This window comes from Cupriavidus sp. 22TCCZM04-2, assembly GCF_057798895.1.
Genome location: NZ_JBYOJS010000019.1, coordinates 100,329 through 118,664 on the forward strand (window position 1 = coordinate 100,329; position 18,336 = coordinate 118,664).

Genomic DNA, 18,336 nt, shown 5'->3' on the forward strand with positions numbered 1-18,336 from the left:
CCCCCGCCGGGGGGGGGGGGGGGGGGGGGGGGGGGGGGGGCGGCCGGCGCGCCCCCCCCCCCCCCCCCCGCCGCGCTGACCTTCGCGGTCCACGCGCGTCTCGAAGGCCGGCCGGCGCGCATCGACGTGACCGACATCATGACGTTCGCCGCGGACGGGCGCATCCAGAGCATGCGCGCCCACTGGGGGCCGGACGACGTGCATTTCCTGTAACGCGCCGCGAGCCCGCCGATGGTCCGGCGAACCCGCGACGATGCCGTGGCCACGCGCGCGCGCATCCTGGACAGCGCACAGCAGCTGATGCACCAGCGCGGGCTGCACTGCGTCACGCTGGAGGACGTGGCCCGCGCCATCGGCATGACGCGCGGCGCGGTCTATGCCCACTTCCGCTCGCGCGCTGCGTTGCTGGGCGCGCTGCTGTCGTGTGCCGAAGCCGATTTCGCCGCGCGGCTCGCGCCGCTGGCCGATGGGCCCCGGCCCCAGCCTGGCGCGCTGGAGCCGGCACTTGCCGCCTTGCTCGATGGCGACGCCATCGCGCGCCATGTCAGCCTGCTGGTGGCCCTGTTGCAACACAAATGCGGCACCGCGTGCGAGCTGTGCCCGCTGCGCGACCGCGTGCGAACAGGCATCGACACGCTGCGCGGCACCCTCGCGGATCTGCTGCCCGACCCCGCGCTGGCCGGGCTGCTGGTCGCGCACCTGTGGGGCCTGCTGAGCGCGCAAGCCTTGCGGCTGACGCCAGGCGGCGTGTCCGGCGCGGCGCCGGTGCTGGCCACGCTATATCTGCAACCGGGTATGCAACCCGGTGCGGCTTTCCCGGCTCGCCTTCGGGACACTCCTTAGTCCGCTCGGACGAAGTCCAGGGGGCAGGCGGCACCTACGATGCTGTCATGGACCCTGAAGCCCGGAAAGGGTTGGAGGAGGCGGCGATGAAGCGGCTCGGAATTCGTTGGATAGGTGGCCTGACAGCGGTGGTGGCAGGCGCGGGCGTGGCCTGGGTTTTTATCGCGGGTGGCGGGGCCGCCCATGCGGACGACCTGGACGAGGGCCCTGCCGCAAGCATTGCGTTGGCCGGCGTGGTTGCCGAGGATTGTGACGATGCCTGCGCGCGCAGCCGCGGTGCCGCAGCCTTGCTGGTATTGAGCCAGCGGCCGCCGCAATGACCGGCGGCGGCCCCGGGAGTCCCGGCGTTCAGCGTTGGCCGCCCCGCCGCTCGATATGGAGCGCCTCGGCGCGCGCCTTGACGTCCAGCGCTACCTGGTCGAAGCCCTGCTTTACCCAGCCACCGTGCTCGCGCATGATGGTGTCCGCGTTCAGGCCGAGGAACAGGTCGGTGGTGAAATAGCGCGTGCGATTCTGGTCGATCGCCTCGACATACTGGTCGCGGCGCGCGGCGTCCTTGTTGTCGTCGGTGGGGCGCTGTTCCCAAGAGAGCAGCCGTTCGGCCTCCCAGGCGACCAGGAACTCGTTGACCGGGATGACCTGCTGGGTGCCCGGAATGCGCACCTGCATGCAGACCAGGTCGCCGAGGCGTCCGCTGGTCTCCAGTCCCGGGCAGAACGTGTTCCACGCGGCGTAGCGTGGAAAGTCAGTCAGCACTTCCCATACCAGCGATGCCGGCGCATCGATCTCGACGGTGATCGAAGTCACCAGGTTTTCCGCCTTGGCCATTGTCAGCTCCTTTCCTGTCAGTCATTTTGGGAGTCTTAACACTAGGGCCCCGGGCAGTGCCCGCGCATACTCCGAACGGACGAGTCCGGGCGGACGAAGTCGGCGGCATGGTGATGAGGCACAGTGACAGCATGCTCAGCGAGTCTCCAGCTGCTGTGAGCTTGGTGCCGGCCGGTGGTGAGGGTCGGCATTTTTTTGGGTTCTTCTTCCATCGCCGATTGATCTGCATCCCCATTCTTGCGAGACCGCACCATGTCTGCCGAATTCTCTGTCACACGCCCATGTCGCGTCCGGGATGTACCGCATTGGGATATTGAAACGGATGTCATCGTTGTCGGCTTTGGCGCGGCTGGCGCGTGCGCGGCCATCGAAGCCGCGCAGGCCGGCGCGGCTGTCACGCTGTTTGAGCTCGCCTCTGGCAGCGGCGGCACCAGTGCCTTGTCCGGAGGCGAGATCTACCTGGGCGGCGGCGGGGGCACACCCGCGCAGCGGCAAGCCGGTTTTGTCGACAACACCGAGGACCTGTACCGCTACCTGCTGATGGCAGGCGGTCCCGATGCCGACCAGGACAAGGTGCGCCTCTATGCCGAAGGCAGCCGGGCACACCATGACTGGCTGGTCGAGCAGGGGCTGGTCTACAAGAACACCTACCTGCCCGAGCGGATGATGGAGCCCGAGACAGACGATTGTCTCATCTGGTCTGGCAGCGAGGAGGCGTGGCCGTTTTCCGCCAGCGCGAAGCCTTGTCCGCGCGGACATACCCCGCAATGGGTCGGCTGGGGTGGCGGACGCATGCTGATGGATGTGCTGGCCGCGCGGGTCGTCAAGCTGGGCGTCGACGTGCGCTATGACAGCCGCGTGCTCGCGTTGATCGCCGACGAGGCGGACGCCGTTCAGGGCGTGGTCGTGCGGATCGACGGCCGGCTGCACTTCGCGCGCGCGCGCAAGGGCGTGGTCCTGTGCGCCGGCGGATTCGTGATGAACCGCGATATGGTTCGGCGCCACGCGCCTGGCCTGCTGCGCGCGAACGAGCCGATCGGCAGCCCGGGCGACGATGGCTCGGGCATCCTGATGGGCATGAGCGTGGGCGGCGCCGCGATCCACATGGACCAGGCGTTCGTCAGCCTGCCCTTCTACGCGCCCGAATCGCTCATCAAGGGCGTGTTCGTCAACGAACGCGGCCAGCGCTTCATCAATGAGGACTGCTACCACGGCCGGATTGGCCACCATATCATGCAGCAGCTCGGCGAGCGGATCTATCTGCTGCTCGACAGCGCGACTTACCAGCCGCCAGCGGAGTTCACGCGCATCGGTATCGCGGCCGCCGGTGAGACCTGGGAGGAGGTCGAACATGACCTTGGCCTGCCGCAGGGAACATTGAGTGCCACGGTGTCGGTCTACAACCGGCATGCCGCGGAAGGCGTCGACCCGTTGTTCCACAAGGCAGCGAAGTGGCTGCAGCCGCTGATCGAGCCGCCTTTTGTCGCGCTGGATTGCCGCGTCGACTACGCGTTCTATCCGCATTTCACCCTGGGAGGATTGGACACGTTGCCAAGCGGACAGGTACTGAGCGAGAAGCGGACGCCGGTTCGCGGTCTTTATGCGGCTGGCCGCACCGCCTGTGGTTTGCCGCGCTGGGGTGGGGGCTATAGCTCGGGCATGTCGCTGGCGGATGCCACCTTCTTCGGCCGGCAAGCGGGCAGGCATGCCGCCGGCTCGGAGCCCGGCTCCCTGTTTCCGGTTTGACGCATCAATGCCAGGCATCGTCCTGGCGAATGCGGGAGCACGCCTGCATCGCTTATCGGGGTGAAGCGCCGGGGGGCTCATCATCCTTTGAGCTCCTCGGCATTGCTTCTCCCTCAGCCAATGCAAATCGACCACGCCTCGGGCCGGTGCTTCGCTGGCGTGGTCGGTCAAGGAAGAGCTCGAGCGTCAGGCGGCCGGCGCCCTGATGACGTACTGGCTGGTAGGCACGACGTCGATCTTGTCAAAATCGATGAAGCGATTGCAGCTTTCCATCATGCTGTCGATGTTTTGCTTGAGCCTGGAGTCATCTCCGACAGCGTCGAAGAAGGCGTGTGGATCGGTCATGGCAGCCGCTGGGAAGCATTCCTCGACAATTGCATCGATGACGGGGGCACCAAGGCTCAGAGGGCGCACCACCACGTTCTGCACGTAGAGGAAATTGTCCTGCGTGTCGATGGCGACCTGGGTATGACGCTGATGCCAGATGTCGAGCCAGGCTTCAGGAGAGAGCCGTGGCGGCCGGCGGAGAAAGGCCAGTTGGGAGAATCCGGCCGTGCGCTGGCCCGGCCCGGCAGGAAAGCGGGTATTGCGGATGGGCTGCGACTCGGTCACGAGGTAGGCTGCCATGCGGTCCACGGCCGACTCGATCAGCTCATCGAACGGCCGCCGGAAGTGCTGGATGGCACTGTCCATCCAGACACTGATCAGGCCGTCCATCTGGGGGCGGGTGTTGACCTGACGCAGGCCGTCAGCAGCTTGCACGGCTGCATCGGCCAGATTGACCTGAACGCCGCGCGCACCGAGCGCCAGCAGTTTGTCTGCGATCTCGCCACGCAGACGCCTGTCGAGCGCTTCGGCGTCGCCATTGTTGCTGGCCTTGCCGCGCCAGATTACGTATAGAACTTTTTCCATGTTGTTTGTGCGTAAGGAGCTGGGGAAGAAGCGTGCTGCGGGCCAGGGGCAACGGCCGCGTCACGCCGGTATCACTGCGCAGGGGCAAAGCAGTTGGCCGTCACGCGAAACTGTTCGGGGATCGGCGAAGTCACAGCCTCGAAGACGCGGTCGTACCCGGTGGAGACAATCTGCCAATGGCCATCGCGCTTGACATACTCGTCGCGGTAATAGGCGGTGCCACGAAGCAGCCAGCCTTGCTCTTGCGAGATCACATAGTCTTCGAGATACCAGATTCCCCTGGCCTTGCCGGCGCCCAGCAGCTCGATCTCGGGATGGTGTCCCTGATGCATCGTGAGCAGCGGCGGGTTGTCGAGGAGTTCGCGCAGTCCGGCGACGAACTCGGTGCGACCGTTGAAGCGATACTTCCCGCTGTCCAGCCACGTGGTGCAATCCTCCGCAAGGCAGCTTGCGAGTAGCGGCCAGTCATGGCAGTCGACAGCGCGGAAGTAGCGGTACTTCAACTGTCTGATGGCTTCGATTTCAAGCAGGTCCTGTATGGCATTGTCCATTGCATCTCCTTGCAATCATGGCGTGGAAATGCATGTTGCTTGCAGGCATGCATGCATTCATCGTCCATACGGACCATGCACAATGAGCAGGCGTTGATCCGCGCAACGCACGCTTCGCCGTACCCTGGTTCAGGCGATTGATGCGCCCTGGCTGCCGGGAAACGCTGTCCCGAAGTGTTGTTACGACGTCGCGCGGTGGTAGGCAGGCTAGGGACTCCAGGGCCGGTCAATGCGCTGGCCTGGTTTGCGACAGGGATGATGTGGACGTCATTGCGCGTGATGGCGGTGCTTGCGCTCTAGCTTCGATGGGAAGCCGAAGCGGCCATCCCCGCTCAGAGCTGCTTGCGGTACACGACAAAGCCGGATTTCTCGGCGACGGTGTCATAGAGGCGCATGGCGGTCGTGTTCGATTCATGTGTCTGCCAGTACACCCTCTCCACGCGCTGTGCCTTGGCACGCTTGCAGACCTGGTCGATCAGGCAGCGCGCGACGCCCTTTCCCCTTGCTGCCTCGGCGGTGAAAAGATCCTGTAGATAGCAGCTCGGGTTCAGCTGAATCGTACTTCGATGGAGTAGATAGTGCGCCAGCCCAACCAGCTCGCCGGCTTGTTCCGCAACCAACGCGTGCATTGGCTCGTACGCGTCGAAGAAGCGTGACCAGGTTGTAAGCGTGATTTCAGCCGGTAGCGCTGTAACACCGTGCCGGCCGTAGAACGCGTTATACCCGTCCCAGAGGGCTTTCCAGGCAGGAAAGTCGTCCGGCTCGATCGCGCGGATCTTCACCAGGTTGGTGGCTGGGTCGTCTGATTGCATTATTCTCCTTTCCGACTGTCTGCAGAAGGTGAGGCTGCAGTCATCAGCTTACCCGGACTGAGATTGAAACCTGCCGAAAGGCAGCTCTGGCGATCGGCACTTCTCGACCCCCGTCGCGACCCGGGCACAAGGAAAGCACAGCGCGCGGGTCTTGCCATTCCTGCCACCATCATTTCCCTTCCCGCATCGACGGCGTGAAGGTGATTCCCACCAGCAATCCTTCCGGCCCGATGAAGCGACTGACCGTCTGTCCCCACGGCTCACTCCGGTTCCTGACCAGCATCTGATATCCGCGCGATTCAAGTTCTGCCGTTGCCGCTTCGACGTCCTCGACATCAAACTCGATCCAGGCTTGCGGCATGGGTACGTCAGGACGCCACGAATCCGTGCCGAAGCACGACTGAGCGGCCTGGGAGAGCGGCCACAAGGCGAAGGTGTTTGCCCCTTTCAGCGTCTCCGTATGGAGGTAGCCGCCTTTCTCTTCCTTGAAGGGGATACCGAAGGCGCGACTGTAGAGCTCGCGGCTGGCCTGGGCGTCAATCACAATCGGGCCAAAGCCGGCAATGAACAAGGCCGTGGCTTTCAGGATATTTTCCATGGTTTCTCCTTTGCCGCGAATGTGCGGCGCTTTGAGGAGCGAACCCGTGCGCTTGCGCCCGTCGAACAGAGATCGAGGCCAGTACTCGGATAGCGCGGGACATGGATGAGTATAGGCCTGGCGCAGGTGGCCCGGCGTCGAGCGGATGCGTTACGAGAGGCCACCCGCCTGCAAGGCTCAGCTGCAAGCCTTGATCAGCTGTGCCGCCAACCGTTCGATATAGCGGTCATCCGGCGTCTGCTTCAGAAAAATGATGGCCGAGACAATGGGCGACACCATCATCGACACCAGCATCTCGGCGTCGTGCATGGCGTCGATCTCGCCCCGGGCCTGTGCCTCCAGTATGGGCGTCTGGAAGGAAGCCAGCAGACCGCTCCAATGCGCGAAGATCATTTCGCGAAATTCGGCGTTGGTGGTGGACGCCAGCATCGTATTCATCGCGATCTCGACCGGGTCGCTGAGGAAGTCCCGCAGTGTGAACGCCATGCGGGTGATGTCGGCACGCCAGTCCCCGGTGAACTGAACGTCGATTTGCGAGGTGTGTTCGCTCAGCGCCTCGGCGATCAGCGAGGCACGATCTGGCCAGCGGCGATGGATGGTCGTGCGATGGACATTGGCGAGCCTGGCGACTTCCTGCAACTCGAAATCAAGATCTCCTGCCTCGATGAGTTTCAGAACGGTCGTTGCGATGGCTTTGCGAACCTGTTCCGTGCGGCCACCCGGCCGGAGAAGGCCAGGTCCATTCTTGACTCCCATGTCGTTTGCACTCCGTCTTCTTTTTTTGCACGCCGAATCATAGCTTGACGCGCGACTCCCTCGTAGCTAGCATGCCACTAATGCATCGCACGATGCATTAGTGGCATGCTAGCTACGAGGTTCCATGGACACTGCGATACAGGCCAGGGACCTGGCCGTTCAACGCTTGCCACATTCACTGTCGCCACCGAACCAAGGACACACATGGCAGAGATCGCCCGTTACCGCTCGGACACTTCCCTTGAAATCATCGGCAATGCGCTGGAGGAGCACGGCGCCGTTATTGTCGAAGGATTGCTTGACTCCCCTACGCTTGCCGAACTGGATCGGGATATCGATCCATTGATTTCGGCAGCCGATCCCGCGCAAGCGCACCTGAATGAGGCCGTCGCCGCGTTCTTTGGCAAACAGGTTCGTCATCTGACGGGGCTAGCCGGCAAGTCCGATGCCTTCGCCGAAAAGGTCATGTGCCATCCGGTGTATCTGGCGCTTTGCGATCGCTTCCTGCTGCCAAACTGCGCGGACTACCAGCTCAACCTTGGCCATATGATGGACCGTGGCCCGGGTGCCCATGCCCAGACCATGCATCGCGACGAGGACTTGTGGATTCACTTCCGCCATCCGCGCCCGATCCTGCAACTGGCTACCGTCGTGGCCCTGGTGGACTTCACCAGGGAAAACGGCGCAACGCTGGTCGTCCCCGGCAGCCATCGGTGGCCGCGCGATCGTCAGCCCGAGCAAGCGGAGATCGCCTTTGCCGAGATGCCCGCGGGGTCCGCGGTCATTTACCAGGGGGCAACGCTGCATGCCGGCGGCGCCAACGCAACCTCGGACCAGTGGCGGCGCGGCTTCCACATGAGCTATGCCCTTGGCTGGCTCCGAACCGAGGAGAACAACGTACTGTCGGTACCGCCGGCGCGCGCGCGGCGGCTGTCGCAGCAGGCGCAACGCTTGCTCGGATATGGCGTGCACGATGCCATCAAGGACAACGGCGGCTACCTGGGGATGGTCGATCTGCGCAATCCGCTCGATCTGCTGAGCGAAGGCAAGCTCTGAATTCTGTAGAGAGGAGGCGGGGAAACCTGCCTCCTCTTTGTGAAAGCAGCCGCCCGCGCTCCCTGATTGAAACCCGTACCGCGGGGCGCCTCGGGCGGCGTGCTTACGCGTCAAAGGCCAGGACCGCGGAGATCTCGACCAGCACGTCAGGGCTGGCCAATCCCTGCACTCCCACCATCGTGAACGCGTGGGCGGGGAAAGGTTCTCCATCCATGGCGACCGATAGCGCCGCGATGAACTGCTCCGCGACCTCGGGCGTAAGATCGCGCAAGTAGACGGTGCTGCTGACGATATCGTGTACCGTCGCGCCGGCGGCCTGTACCGCGGTCTGAAGGTTCTTCAGGGCCTGGATCGACTGGAGGCGGTAATCGTTGCCGCCAAGCACTTCGAACCGGGCATTGCAGGCGGTCTGGCCGGCGACGAATGCGAGCTTGTTGCCAGTACTCACGACAACCTGGCTGAGCGGTGGAAAGCCGAGCAGGCCGGGCGGGTTCAGGTGCTGCTTTGTCATAGGTAATCTCCTTTCAGGCGAGATGCAAACGGTCGACGACTCTGGCGACCGGGATCATGAGGTGTCGGGTCTTGTATTCGAACAGTCTCTGGAAGCGTACCGGCTCAGGCTTCTCCAGCGGCAGCATGCAGTCGTCCGGACGCTCCCTCGCGAGCGCCTGCGCAAGGCTCAGACCAAGCTGAGGCCCCATGACGTTGCCCCATGTGCCCAGGTTCATCAGCGCAAGCACGCCGTCGTCAACCTGATACAGCTTTGGATAGTCCTCGTGGTAGACGGCAGACGAGTTCGCCGTGATGCCGGTCCAGTACGCCCCAAGTTCGATGTCGAACTCGCGTGTACGGGGATAGGTGCGGTGGAGGTAGCGCAGGAAGTAGGCGAAGTAGGTCTTTGCCTCGTGCGCACGCCCCGGCTGTGGAATGGTGGCGGTGATGAGACGATTGCGTCCGTCAATCACCATCGGGTAGAGCCCGGTGGGATAGTGCGTCATGGCGACACGGGCAGGATTGATGATGTCGAGCAGCGCCGGCGACAAGGGCTTGCTCGCCATCCCGCATGCAACCAGCGGGTACTGCGTGCGCGCCAGTTCCGGGAAAAACGGGTTGCCGGCGTGCCCATTGGTGCAAATGACGATGCGCTGCGTACGCACGCTGCCGCGTGCTGTACGTACGCGCCATCGCTGCCCTTCGCGCTGGCACCCGATGACCGGGGAATCGCCGAACACCCGCGCACCATGCCGCACGGCAGCCGAGATCATGCCGTTGGTGAACAGGTACGGATTGACGCGACCGCCCTCGCGCCAGTGGACACCGTAGCCATACTGCTCTGTACCGAGCAGTTCCCGCAGTGGCGCCGCCGTGACGAGGTCGACGTCGTAGCCATGTGCTTTCCACAGAGCGGCCTTTCGCGCGAGCGCGGCATGGGGCCGGTAAGCAGCCTCCACCATGCCGCATTTGACGGCGTCGCCATCGATGCCGTGCCGGGTGCACAGATCGAACACGATGTCGCGGTGTTCCACGAAGAATTCGGTGAAGTGCTCGCCACGATCGCCCCATCTGCGCAGTGGTTCCAGGTTTTCAAGGAACGTCTGGACGTGCCCCGCGTTGCGTCCGGATGCACCATTGCCCGGCTGCCGGGCTTCGAGCGTCACAACGTTGACCCTGCGCTCAGCCAGGTGCAGCGAGAGTGACGCGCCCGCCAATCCCGCACCGATGACGACAATGTCGGTGTCGATGTCGTCGGCGAGCGCCTTGTGTGTCGGCAGGCGCTGCTCCGGCCGCCATCCGCTGTGTTCGATAGGGAGCGCACCGGTCTCATAGTCGGCATACCTGGCCGAGGGCATGAAAGGCATCATCGGGCAGTCTCCGGCGCAGGGTCAGCCTGCTGCAGCAGCGAGATCGGCAGCAGCGCGGCGACCAGCAGGGCAGCACAGATGGCCAGGGCGATCGTGTACGTATGCGTGGCGTCCACCAGATAGCCGAGCGCTTCCGGACTGAATGCGGATCCCACGCCGGAAATCAGGTTGCCAATGCCCAGCAGGCTGCCGAAGTTGCGCTGCCCCATGGCTTCCACAAGCAAGAGCGGCGAGAGCTGGTTCGCCAGATTGAAGGTGCTGCCCCAGACCAGGGAGAACAGCGCAATCGCGATCATGCCCACGGCGTGGTGGTCCACCGCCAGCAGGCAGAGGATGCCGACGGCGCTCGAAGCCGTGCCGGTCAGAAGGACTGCCTTCGCACCCCATCGGGTGCTGAGGGCACCGAACAGGATATTGCCGACCAGGGTCGCCGCCCCGATGGCCATATAGACGGCAGCTGCGCGTTCGGCGGAGTAGCCCGTCGACACCAGGTATGGCACCAGGGCGATATAGACGCCGAGGCTGCTCAACGTGATCAGCATCAACATGACGATCCACAACCAGTATCGCGGCATGCGCAGCGCTTCGCCGATGTCATGGCCGCGCAGCTGCATGGGCTCCGGCGCGCCGTGCAGTGCCGTCACGCGCGAATCGGGCAGGCGGGCAGTCCAGATCAGGATTGGCACGCAGGTGAGGGCAATCGTGGCCGCGATCGCCTGCATGGCGTAGCGCCAGCCCAGCCACTGCGTGACGTAGGTGACCGGCAGCGGAAACAGGATGGCGCCCAATCCAGCGCCCGCGAGCAGGATGCCGAAGGCCACGCTCTGCCGCTTCGGGGCGATCCACCGGGACGTGAGGGTGATCGCCGGCACGTAGGTCGAGGCGCCGACGCCTACCCCCGCCACGCCCAGCATGGCGGTGAGCTGCGCAATGTCGCCGGCATGCGCGGCAGCCAGGTAGCCAAGCACCGTCAAGGCGGCGCCGCCGGTCATCACGGGCCGGGGCGACATGCGATCAAGCAGCCATCCGGCGGCCGGCATGGCGAGCGTCATGGTGAGCAGGAACACCGTGGCCACGCGTGCCGCCACTTCGTTCGTGCACTGGAACGCCTGCTGGATCGGCGGCGTGAATACGCTCAGCACATTGAGCGTGGTGCCGAAGATGATGCATAACACCACGGCCAGGCCGATGACGATGCCCCAGCCGTTGCGCGAATCTGGTTGTGTTGTCTTCATGTTTGTTCGAATCCTGCGCCGGGCCGGCCCTGGCGGGGCGGGCCCGATGCGATGTACGGTGCTGGCGCCTCGCCGAACGCGCGCGTGACGATGAGCGCCAGCAGGGGGACCTGCCTTACTTGCCCGCGCCGCGGATCGCGTCTGGCGAGTAGTAGGCTTCGGTGCTCTTGGCATTCGGCGTCAGCGCCGGCGGGGGCGCCTCGTTGGTCAGGCGATCGGCGTAATAGGCGCCGGAAACGAGGTCGTGATAGAACGTCGAGGTGGAATAGAAATCCTTGGCGTCGAACGCGTAGATCGTCGGGGCGAAGTTTGTTCGCCACAGCGTGCCGCGCGCATCATAGTTGTCCGCAGCCACTGCATTCCAGGTGTCTTCATCGATATAGAGAACCCGTTTCGCATACTGGTGGCGGAAGTTTTCCTTCAGGGTCGCCTGCAAGACCCAGACACGATGCAGTTCAAAGCGCATGAACTCCATGTTCTCGTGGCCCTTGGTCAGCAACGCGGCGTACTTCACCTTGGGGTCCAGCAACTTGTAGTTGTTGTAGGGAACATAGACTTCGCGCTTGCCGACGATCTTCCAGTCATAGCGCTGGCCGGAGCCGTTGAAGAGCCGGTCGTCGTCGACAGTGCGGAATCCCCCGGGCCCCTGCGGCTGGTCATAGCCGAACTCCGGTGCCTGCCGCACGCGTCGCGTGCCGGGGTTGTACACCCAGGTGCGTCGCGTATCGGCACCTTCCTGATCCCACATCTCATAGCCGGTGATGATGGTGCCGCGGTCGGAAAGCGGCAGCATGGTCGTTGAACGGTAGAAGCTCCTGCTGTTCAACGGATTCTTCGGATCGAACACTTCAGCGCCAATCGGCGCGTACACGGTGTACTGCGTCTTGCCCCAGACGATGTTGCCGCCCGGGTAGACGACGGCCTGGTCGTAGATGGCGTCTTCGGCAACGAGGTCGGAGGCGAAGCGCAGGTTCCACATCAGTTCGACGCCCGACTTAGGGATCGGAAACGGCGCCAGGGGCGGGAAATCCCGCAGCCCGTTCTGATCGCTGGTCATGGTCGTGCGCGCAGCCCAGGTCCGGATAGCGTTGTACTTGGTCTCGGGCAGGGCAAAGTCGCGGTGACTCGGATACACGTACATCTTGAACGTGTCCGGATAGCGCTTGAACATCGCCTTCTGGCCTTCAGTGAGCTTCGACTCGTGCTGTGCCATGTTCTGAGGCGTGATCACCACCAACGGCTTCTCGCTGGCATAGGGATCGGGGTAGCGATCGCCGGAGTTGAACTGGAGGCCGGGCGGCGTACCGACGATCCTGGCGGTCCAGGCGGGAATGCTCCCGTCCGCGTTGGCGGCGCGCTCGGCGCCCATGGGCGTGAGCGGACCGTCAAGCCGCTTGATTTCATCTGGTGTGAGCCTGGCGAGCGCTGTGACGGCGAAGGTGGCGCCAGCCACCCAGGCCAGGGCTCTCAGTGTGGGAAGAGCGATGCTTTTCATTCTCGGATTCCTCAGGATGGTGAGTGACTCGAAGGGCGTGCCAAGCGCCCGTCAGAACGAGTACGTCGCTGTTCCGACGACATAGTCGCGGTCGGCGAGCGGGCGGGTAACGGGGTTCGCCCCGCCCATGTACCTCGCATACACAAGACCGAGCTTCAGGTTGTTCATATAGGTGAACGTCAGCCCGATCGACGCTTGCGTGTCGTGAATTCCGTTCAATGCGCCCAACGACCCGGCCAGGGAGGTATTGCCCGCGAACTGATGCGCAAAAGTCATCGGAACGTCGAGATCCCAGCCTTCGAACACGTTCTTGTAGCTCAGCGTCCAAGCGATCTCGAAGGCGGCCGCATCGCGTGTGTTGGTCAGCTGTGTCGAACCCTGCAACGGCGTTACACCGAGGACTCGGACGTAGGAGACTTCAGCCGCGATCGCCTGCGACGCTGCGAGGAACGTCGGGCCGATGGTATGAATGGCGGAGAGGTTGGTTTGCCAGACATTGCCGCGGGTGGCGGCAGCCCCGTCCGCGGTGTTGACCAGCACGGCCGCGCCGGACCGGTATGACGTTTCGCCAGCGACGTTGATGCCACCGATTTCCGTCGAGAAGCTGGCCCCGGTCAGCTGGATATTCCCGAAGTATTCCTGTTGATACTGCAGGGTCGGGAAGAAGCTCGCCACGACATTGGGGTTCGTGTCGTTGTAGTGCAGGTAGTAGAGTCCGATCTCCGTACCCTTGTCGGCGCGCCAGCGCGTGCCCAGGCCCCACTGGTTGTGGCTCCGGGGCTTGATGTCAGGGCCGCGGGGGATGCGCAGGCCGTCCGGCCCGATGATGAACTGCGCACCCGGTCCGACCACGTCGGAGAAGCTGAAATAGCCGCCCGGTGGCACCAGTTCGTTGGGGCGGAACTGGAACTGGTAGTACCCGAGCACGCTGAAGCTCGGGTCCAGTTGCCATTGCAACGACAACTGGGGGGTTGGCAGCAGGATGTCCTTGACTTCGGCGCCGGCGACGTAGCCCTTCGACGCATCCACCGGCCCCTGGGCCGCGGCAATATTTGCGAAGAACAGGCTTTCGCCCCACGCGACGACCTGGCTGCCAAGCTTGACGTTCAGGTCGGTGCTTCCGAGCTTGACCGTGTCGTAGGCATAGGCCGAGAGCAGTTTCACGCGCTCGCCGAGATAGCGCTGCGCGTCCGATGTGAACCTGTTGGAGGGCCCGTCATGGTTGACCGTGTCCGGCGCGTCGTTGGCGTTCGGGCGATGATAGGCCTGATCGTAGAACGCACTGAAGCGCAGGAAGAACCCGAGGTCCTTGTGCTTCAGATCGGCCTCGGCAAGCAGGCTGACCTGGTTCTCGATCAGTCCGCCCTTCTTGAAGTTGCGATCGCCGTCATCGCCGTTGATGTTTTCGGGCGCGAGCAATACGCCGCTCGGCGATCGTGTTCGGATGCCGACGCCGTAGCCGAGCGTCATGTGATAGTCGAGCGTGGTGTCCGCCCCGAGCTCGATGGTGTCCCCGGCCCATGCCGGCATGACCACCGCCGTTGTTGCCAATGCCACTAACGTCCTTCGCCACCGCGCGGGTGGCCTGCCCAACCCAAGCCGCTGCATGCGCATTGCCTCTCCTTTTGAGAATGCCTACCTGAAAGTTGCCGGCGAAGTGTAGGTAGCGGCGGGTGTGCGGCGCATAGTCTGGACGAAGTACTCGGATTCCCTAATGCATCCCATGTTGTGTTTGTGAGAGCATCGGCGCCGTACTGAAAAAGGCTCCCATGAACACAACAATCCCGGGCGTTTCGTTCTCTGCGGTGGTGTTATGCGCGGCGCTGTTCGCGTTCTCGCCGCGTTCGCTGCCGGCGTTCGCTGCAACCTCCATTCACGCCAGCAACGTCCAGGTCAACGGCATCGCCAGGGCCGGAAGCCGGCTGGTCGCCGTCGGCGAACGCGGCGTCATCCTCATCAGCGACAACGACGGCGCGGCATGGCGCGAGGCGCAGGTCTCGCCCGCCGCCGGGACCACGCTGACCCAGGTGACTTTCATCTCCGCGCGCATCGGCATTGCGGTGGGGCACCAGGGCCTGATCGTGCGTAGCGAGGACGGCGGTGAACACTGGCGTGAAGTGCGAACCGACGCGCAGCGCCCGGACCCGTTGCTGTCGGTATGGGGCGACGATCAAGGGCAGGTGTTCGCCGCGGGAAGCTTCGGCCAGTTGCTGGTCTCGCGCAACGCCGGACTGACCTGGCAGGAGCTGGAGACGCCGGCGGGCGACCACCATCTCAACGGCATCGTGGGCGACGGCAAGGGTCGCCTGGTCATCGCAGGCGAGTCAGGCACGCTGTTGCGCTCGCTCGACAACGGCGCCACCTGGCAGACGCGTTCCGTGCCGTATGAAGGATCGCTGTTCGGCGCGCTGATCCTGGCCAATGGAGACTGGATTGCCTACGGCATGCGCGGCCACGTGCTGCGCAGCGCGGACCACGGTGACACCTGGACCAGCGCCGAGGGAAGCCTTGGCGCCTCGTACTTCGGCGGTGCGCAGCGCGACGACGGCGAGCTCGTGCTGGTCGGGCAGGGCGGGGCCATTGTCACCTCACGGGACGGCGGAAAAACTTTCGCGGTGCGTAGCGCGGGCGGTGCGCAAAGCCTGGCAGCGGTGCTGGATCTGGGCAAGGGAGTCCTGGCTCTCGGCGGCGATCTCGGCGTGACCGTCGGGTCCGGGCCACCACCAGCGCCGGATGCCTTGTCGCCTGCCAACTGCGGTACTTCTCCGAAATGTCCATGAACTCGCCAAGCCCCCGGCGCCCAGCCGCCAACTCTCGCCCCCGCCGCCTGGTGGACCGCTGCGCGGACCTGCTGATCCGGTATCGGCGCATCCTCCTGCTTCTGTGCATTGCAGCCACGGCCGCGCTGGGCATATCCGCAACGCGGCTGCGCCTCGATCCCGGGTTCGAGAAAATGATCCCGATGCAACATCCGTACATGCAGGTGTTCAACCGCTACGCGAGCGCATTCCCGGGGGCGAATACCGTACTCGTCAGCTTGCGCTGGAAGGGGCAGGGCGACATCTACAACCGGAAGTTCATGGACGCGCTTCGCCATGCGACAGACGACGTCTTCTTCATTCCCGGCATCAACCGCGCGCGCGTGTTCTCGCTGTTCACGCCGAACGTCCACTACACCGAGGTGACGGAAGCCGGCTTCCGCGGCGAGTCGGTGGTGCCGGGGCAGTTCTCCAGCGCCAGGCCCGACGACCTCGATAAAGTACGGCGTAACGTGGCGCGCTCGGGCCAGATCGGCAGCCTGGTGGGCAACGACCTGAAATCGGCGCTGGTGCGCGCGGAATTCCGCGACACCGACCCCGCCGGCGGCGGCCGCCTGGACTATGCGGCCGTCGCCAGCCAGCTCGAGGCGATCCGTGCGCGCTACGCGGACCAGGATATCGAGGTCGACATCATCGGCTTCGCGAAACTCGTCGGCGACGTCGAGGCGGGCATCAGTGGCGTGATGGCCTTCTTCGGGCTGGCCTTCCTGATTACCGCGGGCCTGCTGCTGCTCTATACGCACTCGCTCCGGACCACGTTGCTGGCCCTGTCCGTGGCGCTGCTGCCGGTGGTGTGGCTGCTGGGCGCACTGCCAGTGCTCGGCCTGGGCATCGACCCCATGTCGATCCTGGTGCCATTCCTGATCTTCTCTATCGGCGTATCGCACGCCGTGCAGATGACCAATGCCTGGAAACAGGCACTGGTAGCGGGCCTGGAACCGGTCGAAGCTGCCGGCGATGCGTTCCGCAAGCTGTTCCTGCCCGGTACGGTTGCGCTGCTTACCAACGCGCTCGGCTTCCTGGTCATCATGCGCATCAAGATCGAAATCGTGCGCGAACTCGGTGTTACCGCTTGCCTGGGTGTCCTGCTGATGATCATGACCAACAAGGTCTTCCTGCCGATCCTGTTGTCCTACACACGCATCGAAGCGGGCGCACTGGCCCATGCCAGGCGGCGCGAGACGGCCGGCGGCGGCCGACGCTGGGCATGGTTTGCCGGGTTCGCCAGACCCGTGCCCGCCGCGGCGGTGCTGTTGGCCGCTCTTGTGCTGCTTGCCTGCGGCACGCTGGAATCGCGCAAGCTGGAGATCGGCGACATCGGCGGTCGCGCGCCGGAATTGCGCAGTACGTCGCGCTACAACCTTGACAATGCGGCCATCACCAGCCAGTACGACATCGGCGTGGACGTGCTGTCCGTCATCGTCGAAGTGACCGGCGTGGAAAGCGCTTGCCTGGACTTCCCGGCGATGAGCGCCATCGAGCGCTTCGAAATGTCGATGCGGGGCGTAGCGGGCGTGCAGTCCGTGGTCAGCGTGCCGACAGCGGCAAAGATTTCGATTGCGGCCTTCAACGAGGGCAATCCCCGCTGGGCCGCATTGCCACGCAGCAGTGAAGGCCTGACGCAAGGCGCGAGCGCCTATGATCCCGACAACGGCATGAATACCGAAAACTGCAAGGCATCGCAGGTATTGATCTACTCCCGGAACCATGAAGGAAATACCATCGCGCACATCATCGCGGAAGCCGGGCGGCTGGCGGCGCAGAACACCAATCCGAACGTCAGGTTCCGGCTCGCGGGCGGCAACGTCGGAGTGATGGCCGCGACGAACGAGGCCGTCGGCGAAGCCGAAGTGGCCATGCTCCTGTCGATCTTCGGCGCGATTGCCTTCCTGTGCCTGCTGACCTTCCGGTCGTGGCGCGCGGTGTTGTGCATCATCGTGCCGCTCACCATCGTGTCGATCCTGTGCAATGCCGTGATGGCGCGGCTCGGCATCGGGCTGAAGGTTGCCACGTTGCCGGTGATCACGCTCGGCGTGGGCGTCGGGGTTGACTACGGCATCTACCTGTACGAGCGCATGCAGCATGAGATTCGCGCTGGCGCCTCGCTTCCCGACGCCTTCCTGGAAGCCATGCGGCAACGGGGCACCGCGGCCCTGTTTACCGCTGTCACGATGTTCATCGGTGTCGGGACGTGGGCATTCTCGGCCCTCAAGTTCCAGGTCGATATGGGCGTGCTGCTGGCCTTCATGTTTCTGGTCAACTTGTTCGGTGCCGTATTTCTCCTGCCTGCGCTTGCGGCGTGGCTCGGTGTCGAGCGGGCGGAGCGCCCGTCAGCGGGGGCGATGCGCGGTCCGCAAGAGCAAGAGCAGCCTGCCGGCTTGCGGTCATCGACGGGAATGGCCACGCCGGTGCTGGAGCGTGAGGTCTGATTGGCTCGCGGCAGGGCTCGGGTAGTCTCGCCCATGCGATATACATCTCCTCTTATCGCATGGCTTTGGCCCATCGTTGCGATGGGTTTTTTTTGGTTTTTTGACGGAATGCGGGGAGGGGGTAATGAGGGGGTTGTCGTGCTTGGCAGGCGCTGGTGTTTCGTCTGGCATAGGCGTTGGGGGTGGCTTTGGTTCGTGATTGGGTTGTTGTCCTTGGCAGGCGCGGCTGTTTCGCCGGCGTAGCCGGCGAGTCACTTTTTGTCCGAGCGGCGTGTGTCAAGGTAGTTGTCGCGTCCGCCGCTATGCTGCTTTCCGGTACTCCTTAGGCTCCAGCTCAGCCCGCTCGGGGTTCAGGTAGACCACTGGATCCAGCTTCCAATTCCGGATTCCCCGC

The 18,336-nt window shown here is 64.1% G+C and carries 17 protein-coding genes; 6 read left to right on the top strand and 11 right to left on the bottom strand.

All coding sequences use genetic code 11. The annotated features are described in order from the left end of the window. Positions 1–231: 231 nt before the first annotated feature. On the top strand, positions 232–843 hold the full coding sequence (locus tag AC3FKG_RS23980; protein ID WP_483712144.1) for a TetR family transcriptional regulator: 612 nt from the start codon (positions 232–234) through the stop codon (positions 841–843). Between the two features lie 47 nt (positions 844–890). Further along, entirely contained in the window at positions 891–1,163 is a 273-nt protein-coding gene (locus tag AC3FKG_RS23985; protein ID WP_483712143.1) for a hypothetical protein, read from the top strand. A 28-nt stretch (positions 1,164–1,191) separates the two neighbouring features. Here AC3FKG_RS23985 and AC3FKG_RS23990 read toward each other — a convergent pair whose 3' ends face one another. After that, positions 1,192–1,671, bottom strand: a complete 480-nt coding sequence (locus AC3FKG_RS23990; protein ID WP_483712142.1) for an SRPBCC domain-containing protein — start codon at positions 1,669–1,671, stop codon at positions 1,192–1,194. A gap of 252 nt (positions 1,672–1,923) precedes the next feature. Between AC3FKG_RS23990 and AC3FKG_RS23995 the strand changes: the two genes are divergently transcribed. Continuing rightward, the gene (locus AC3FKG_RS23995) at positions 1,924–3,417 is read left to right on the top strand and encodes an FAD-dependent oxidoreductase (protein ID WP_488744332.1); all 1,494 of its coding nucleotides are present in this window, start codon (positions 1,924–1,926) and stop codon (positions 3,415–3,417) included. 186 nt (positions 3,418–3,603) lie between these two features. Here the strand turns inward: AC3FKG_RS23995 and AC3FKG_RS24000 are convergent, their stop codons facing one another. From AC3FKG_RS24000 to AC3FKG_RS24020, 5 genes are all read right to left on the bottom strand, one after another. Next, positions 3,604–4,329, bottom strand: coding sequence for an EthD domain-containing protein (locus tag AC3FKG_RS24000; protein ID WP_483712140.1), 726 nt, complete (start codon positions 4,327–4,329; stop codon positions 3,604–3,606). 71 nt (positions 4,330–4,400) lie between these two features. After that, complete coding sequence (locus AC3FKG_RS24005; RefSeq protein ID WP_488744333.1) at positions 4,401–4,880, bottom strand: nuclear transport factor 2 family protein; 480 nt, start codon at positions 4,878–4,880, stop codon at positions 4,401–4,403. A 332-nt stretch (positions 4,881–5,212) separates the two neighbouring features. Then, positions 5,213–5,692, bottom strand: coding sequence for a GNAT family N-acetyltransferase (locus AC3FKG_RS24010; protein WP_488744334.1), 480 nt, complete (start codon positions 5,690–5,692; stop codon positions 5,213–5,215). 169 nt (positions 5,693–5,861) lie between these two features. After that, the gene (locus AC3FKG_RS24015; protein ID WP_488744335.1) at positions 5,862–6,290 is read right to left on the bottom strand and encodes a VOC family protein; all 429 of its coding nucleotides are present in this window, start codon (positions 6,288–6,290) and stop codon (positions 5,862–5,864) included. A gap of 177 nt (positions 6,291–6,467) precedes the next feature. Beyond that, positions 6,468–7,046 carry a TetR-like C-terminal domain-containing protein gene (locus AC3FKG_RS24020; protein ID WP_488744336.1) on the bottom strand — a complete coding sequence of 193 codons (579 nt, stop codon included), beginning with the start codon at positions 7,044–7,046 and terminating at the stop codon, positions 6,468–6,470. 204 nt (positions 7,047–7,250) lie between these two features. Between AC3FKG_RS24020 and AC3FKG_RS24025 the strand changes: the two genes are divergently transcribed. Continuing rightward, complete coding sequence (locus AC3FKG_RS24025; protein ID WP_488744337.1) at positions 7,251–8,102, top strand: phytanoyl-CoA dioxygenase family protein; 852 nt, start codon at positions 7,251–7,253, stop codon at positions 8,100–8,102. A 103-nt stretch (positions 8,103–8,205) separates the two neighbouring features. On the opposite strand, the gene AC3FKG_RS24030 is transcribed toward AC3FKG_RS24025, so the two are convergent. From AC3FKG_RS24030 to AC3FKG_RS24050, 5 genes are all read right to left on the bottom strand, one after another. Next, entirely contained in the window at positions 8,206–8,613 is a 408-nt protein-coding gene (locus AC3FKG_RS24030) for a RidA family protein (RefSeq protein ID WP_488744338.1), read from the bottom strand. Between the two features lie 13 nt (positions 8,614–8,626). Continuing rightward, a complete protein-coding gene (locus tag AC3FKG_RS24035) occupies positions 8,627–9,964 on the bottom strand; it encodes an NAD(P)/FAD-dependent oxidoreductase (protein ID WP_488744339.1) in 1,338 nt (445 codons plus the stop codon). Next, entirely contained in the window at positions 9,961–11,199 is a 1,239-nt protein-coding gene (locus tag AC3FKG_RS24040; protein ID WP_488744340.1) for an MFS transporter, read from the bottom strand. Before AC3FKG_RS24040 ends, AC3FKG_RS24035 begins: the two co-directional genes overlap by 4 nt. Before the next feature lie 115 nt (positions 11,200–11,314). Continuing rightward, positions 11,315–12,694 (bottom strand): DUF1329 domain-containing protein, encoded by a 1,380-nt coding sequence (locus tag AC3FKG_RS24045; protein ID WP_488744341.1) that lies wholly within the window; start codon positions 12,692–12,694, stop codon positions 11,315–11,317. Between the two features lie 51 nt (positions 12,695–12,745). Then, positions 12,746–14,302 carry a DUF1302 domain-containing protein gene (locus AC3FKG_RS24050; protein ID WP_488744347.1) on the bottom strand — a complete coding sequence of 519 codons (1,557 nt, stop codon included), beginning with the start codon at positions 14,300–14,302 and terminating at the stop codon, positions 12,746–12,748. Between the two features lie 161 nt (positions 14,303–14,463). Here AC3FKG_RS24050 and AC3FKG_RS24055 point away from each other — a divergent pair, with 161 nt between their 5' ends. Both AC3FKG_RS24055 and AC3FKG_RS24060 read left to right on the top strand, forming a co-directional pair. After that, positions 14,464–15,474 (top strand): WD40/YVTN/BNR-like repeat-containing protein, encoded by a 1,011-nt coding sequence (locus AC3FKG_RS24055; protein ID WP_488744342.1) that lies wholly within the window; start codon positions 14,464–14,466, stop codon positions 15,472–15,474. After that, the gene (locus tag AC3FKG_RS24060) at positions 15,471–17,942 is read left to right on the top strand and encodes an efflux RND transporter permease subunit (RefSeq protein ID WP_488744343.1); all 2,472 of its coding nucleotides are present in this window, start codon (positions 15,471–15,473) and stop codon (positions 17,940–17,942) included. Before AC3FKG_RS24055 ends, AC3FKG_RS24060 begins: the two co-directional genes overlap by 4 nt. Positions 17,943–18,336 lie beyond the last annotated feature (394 nt).

What these genes read in the sequence shown, in the direction of transcription:
- AC3FKG_RS23995 (WP_488744332.1), top strand. Translation starts at nt 1,924, where the DNA reads ATGTCTGCCGAATTCTCTGTCACACGCCCATGTCGCGTCCGGGATGTA.
- AC3FKG_RS24015 (WP_488744335.1), bottom strand. Translation starts at nt 6,290, where the DNA reads ATGGAAAATATCCTGAAAGCCACGGCCTTGTTCATTGCCGGCTTTGGC.
- AC3FKG_RS24000 (WP_483712140.1), bottom strand. Translation starts at nt 4,329, where the DNA reads ATGGAAAAAGTTCTATACGTAATCTGGCGCGGCAAGGCCAGCAACAAT.
- AC3FKG_RS23990 (WP_483712142.1), bottom strand. Translation starts at nt 1,671, where the DNA reads ATGGCCAAGGCGGAAAACCTGGTGACTTCGATCACCGTCGAGATCGAT.
- AC3FKG_RS23980 (WP_483712144.1), top strand. Translation starts at nt 232, where the DNA reads ATGGTCCGGCGAACCCGCGACGATGCCGTGGCCACGCGCGCGCGCATC.
- AC3FKG_RS24040 (WP_488744340.1), bottom strand. Translation starts at nt 11,199, where the DNA reads ATGAAGACAACACAACCAGATTCGCGCAACGGCTGGGGCATCGTCATC.
- AC3FKG_RS24030 (WP_488744338.1), bottom strand. Translation starts at nt 8,613, where the DNA reads ATGACAAAGCAGCACCTGAACCCGCCCGGCCTGCTCGGCTTTCCACCG.
- AC3FKG_RS24050 (WP_488744347.1), bottom strand. Translation starts at nt 14,302, where the DNA reads ATGCAGCGGCTTGGGTTGGGCAGGCCACCCGCGCGGTGGCGAAGGACG.
- AC3FKG_RS24005 (WP_488744333.1), bottom strand. Translation starts at nt 4,880, where the DNA reads ATGGACAATGCCATACAGGACCTGCTTGAAATCGAAGCCATCAGACAG.
- AC3FKG_RS23985 (WP_483712143.1), top strand. Translation starts at nt 891, where the DNA reads ATGGACCCTGAAGCCCGGAAAGGGTTGGAGGAGGCGGCGATGAAGCGG.
- AC3FKG_RS24010 (WP_488744334.1), bottom strand. Translation starts at nt 5,692, where the DNA reads ATGCAATCAGACGACCCAGCCACCAACCTGGTGAAGATCCGCGCGATC.
- AC3FKG_RS24025 (WP_488744337.1), top strand. Translation starts at nt 7,251, where the DNA reads ATGGCAGAGATCGCCCGTTACCGCTCGGACACTTCCCTTGAAATCATC.
- AC3FKG_RS24020 (WP_488744336.1), bottom strand. Translation starts at nt 7,046, where the DNA reads ATGGGAGTCAAGAATGGACCTGGCCTTCTCCGGCCGGGTGGCCGCACG.
- AC3FKG_RS24055 (WP_488744342.1), top strand. Translation starts at nt 14,464, where the DNA reads ATGAACACAACAATCCCGGGCGTTTCGTTCTCTGCGGTGGTGTTATGC.
- AC3FKG_RS24045 (WP_488744341.1), bottom strand. Translation starts at nt 12,694, where the DNA reads ATGAAAAGCATCGCTCTTCCCACACTGAGAGCCCTGGCCTGGGTGGCT.
- AC3FKG_RS24035 (WP_488744339.1), bottom strand. Translation starts at nt 9,964, where the DNA reads ATGATGCCTTTCATGCCCTCGGCCAGGTATGCCGACTATGAGACCGGT.
- AC3FKG_RS24060 (WP_488744343.1), top strand. Translation starts at nt 15,471, where the DNA reads ATGAACTCGCCAAGCCCCCGGCGCCCAGCCGCCAACTCTCGCCCCCGC.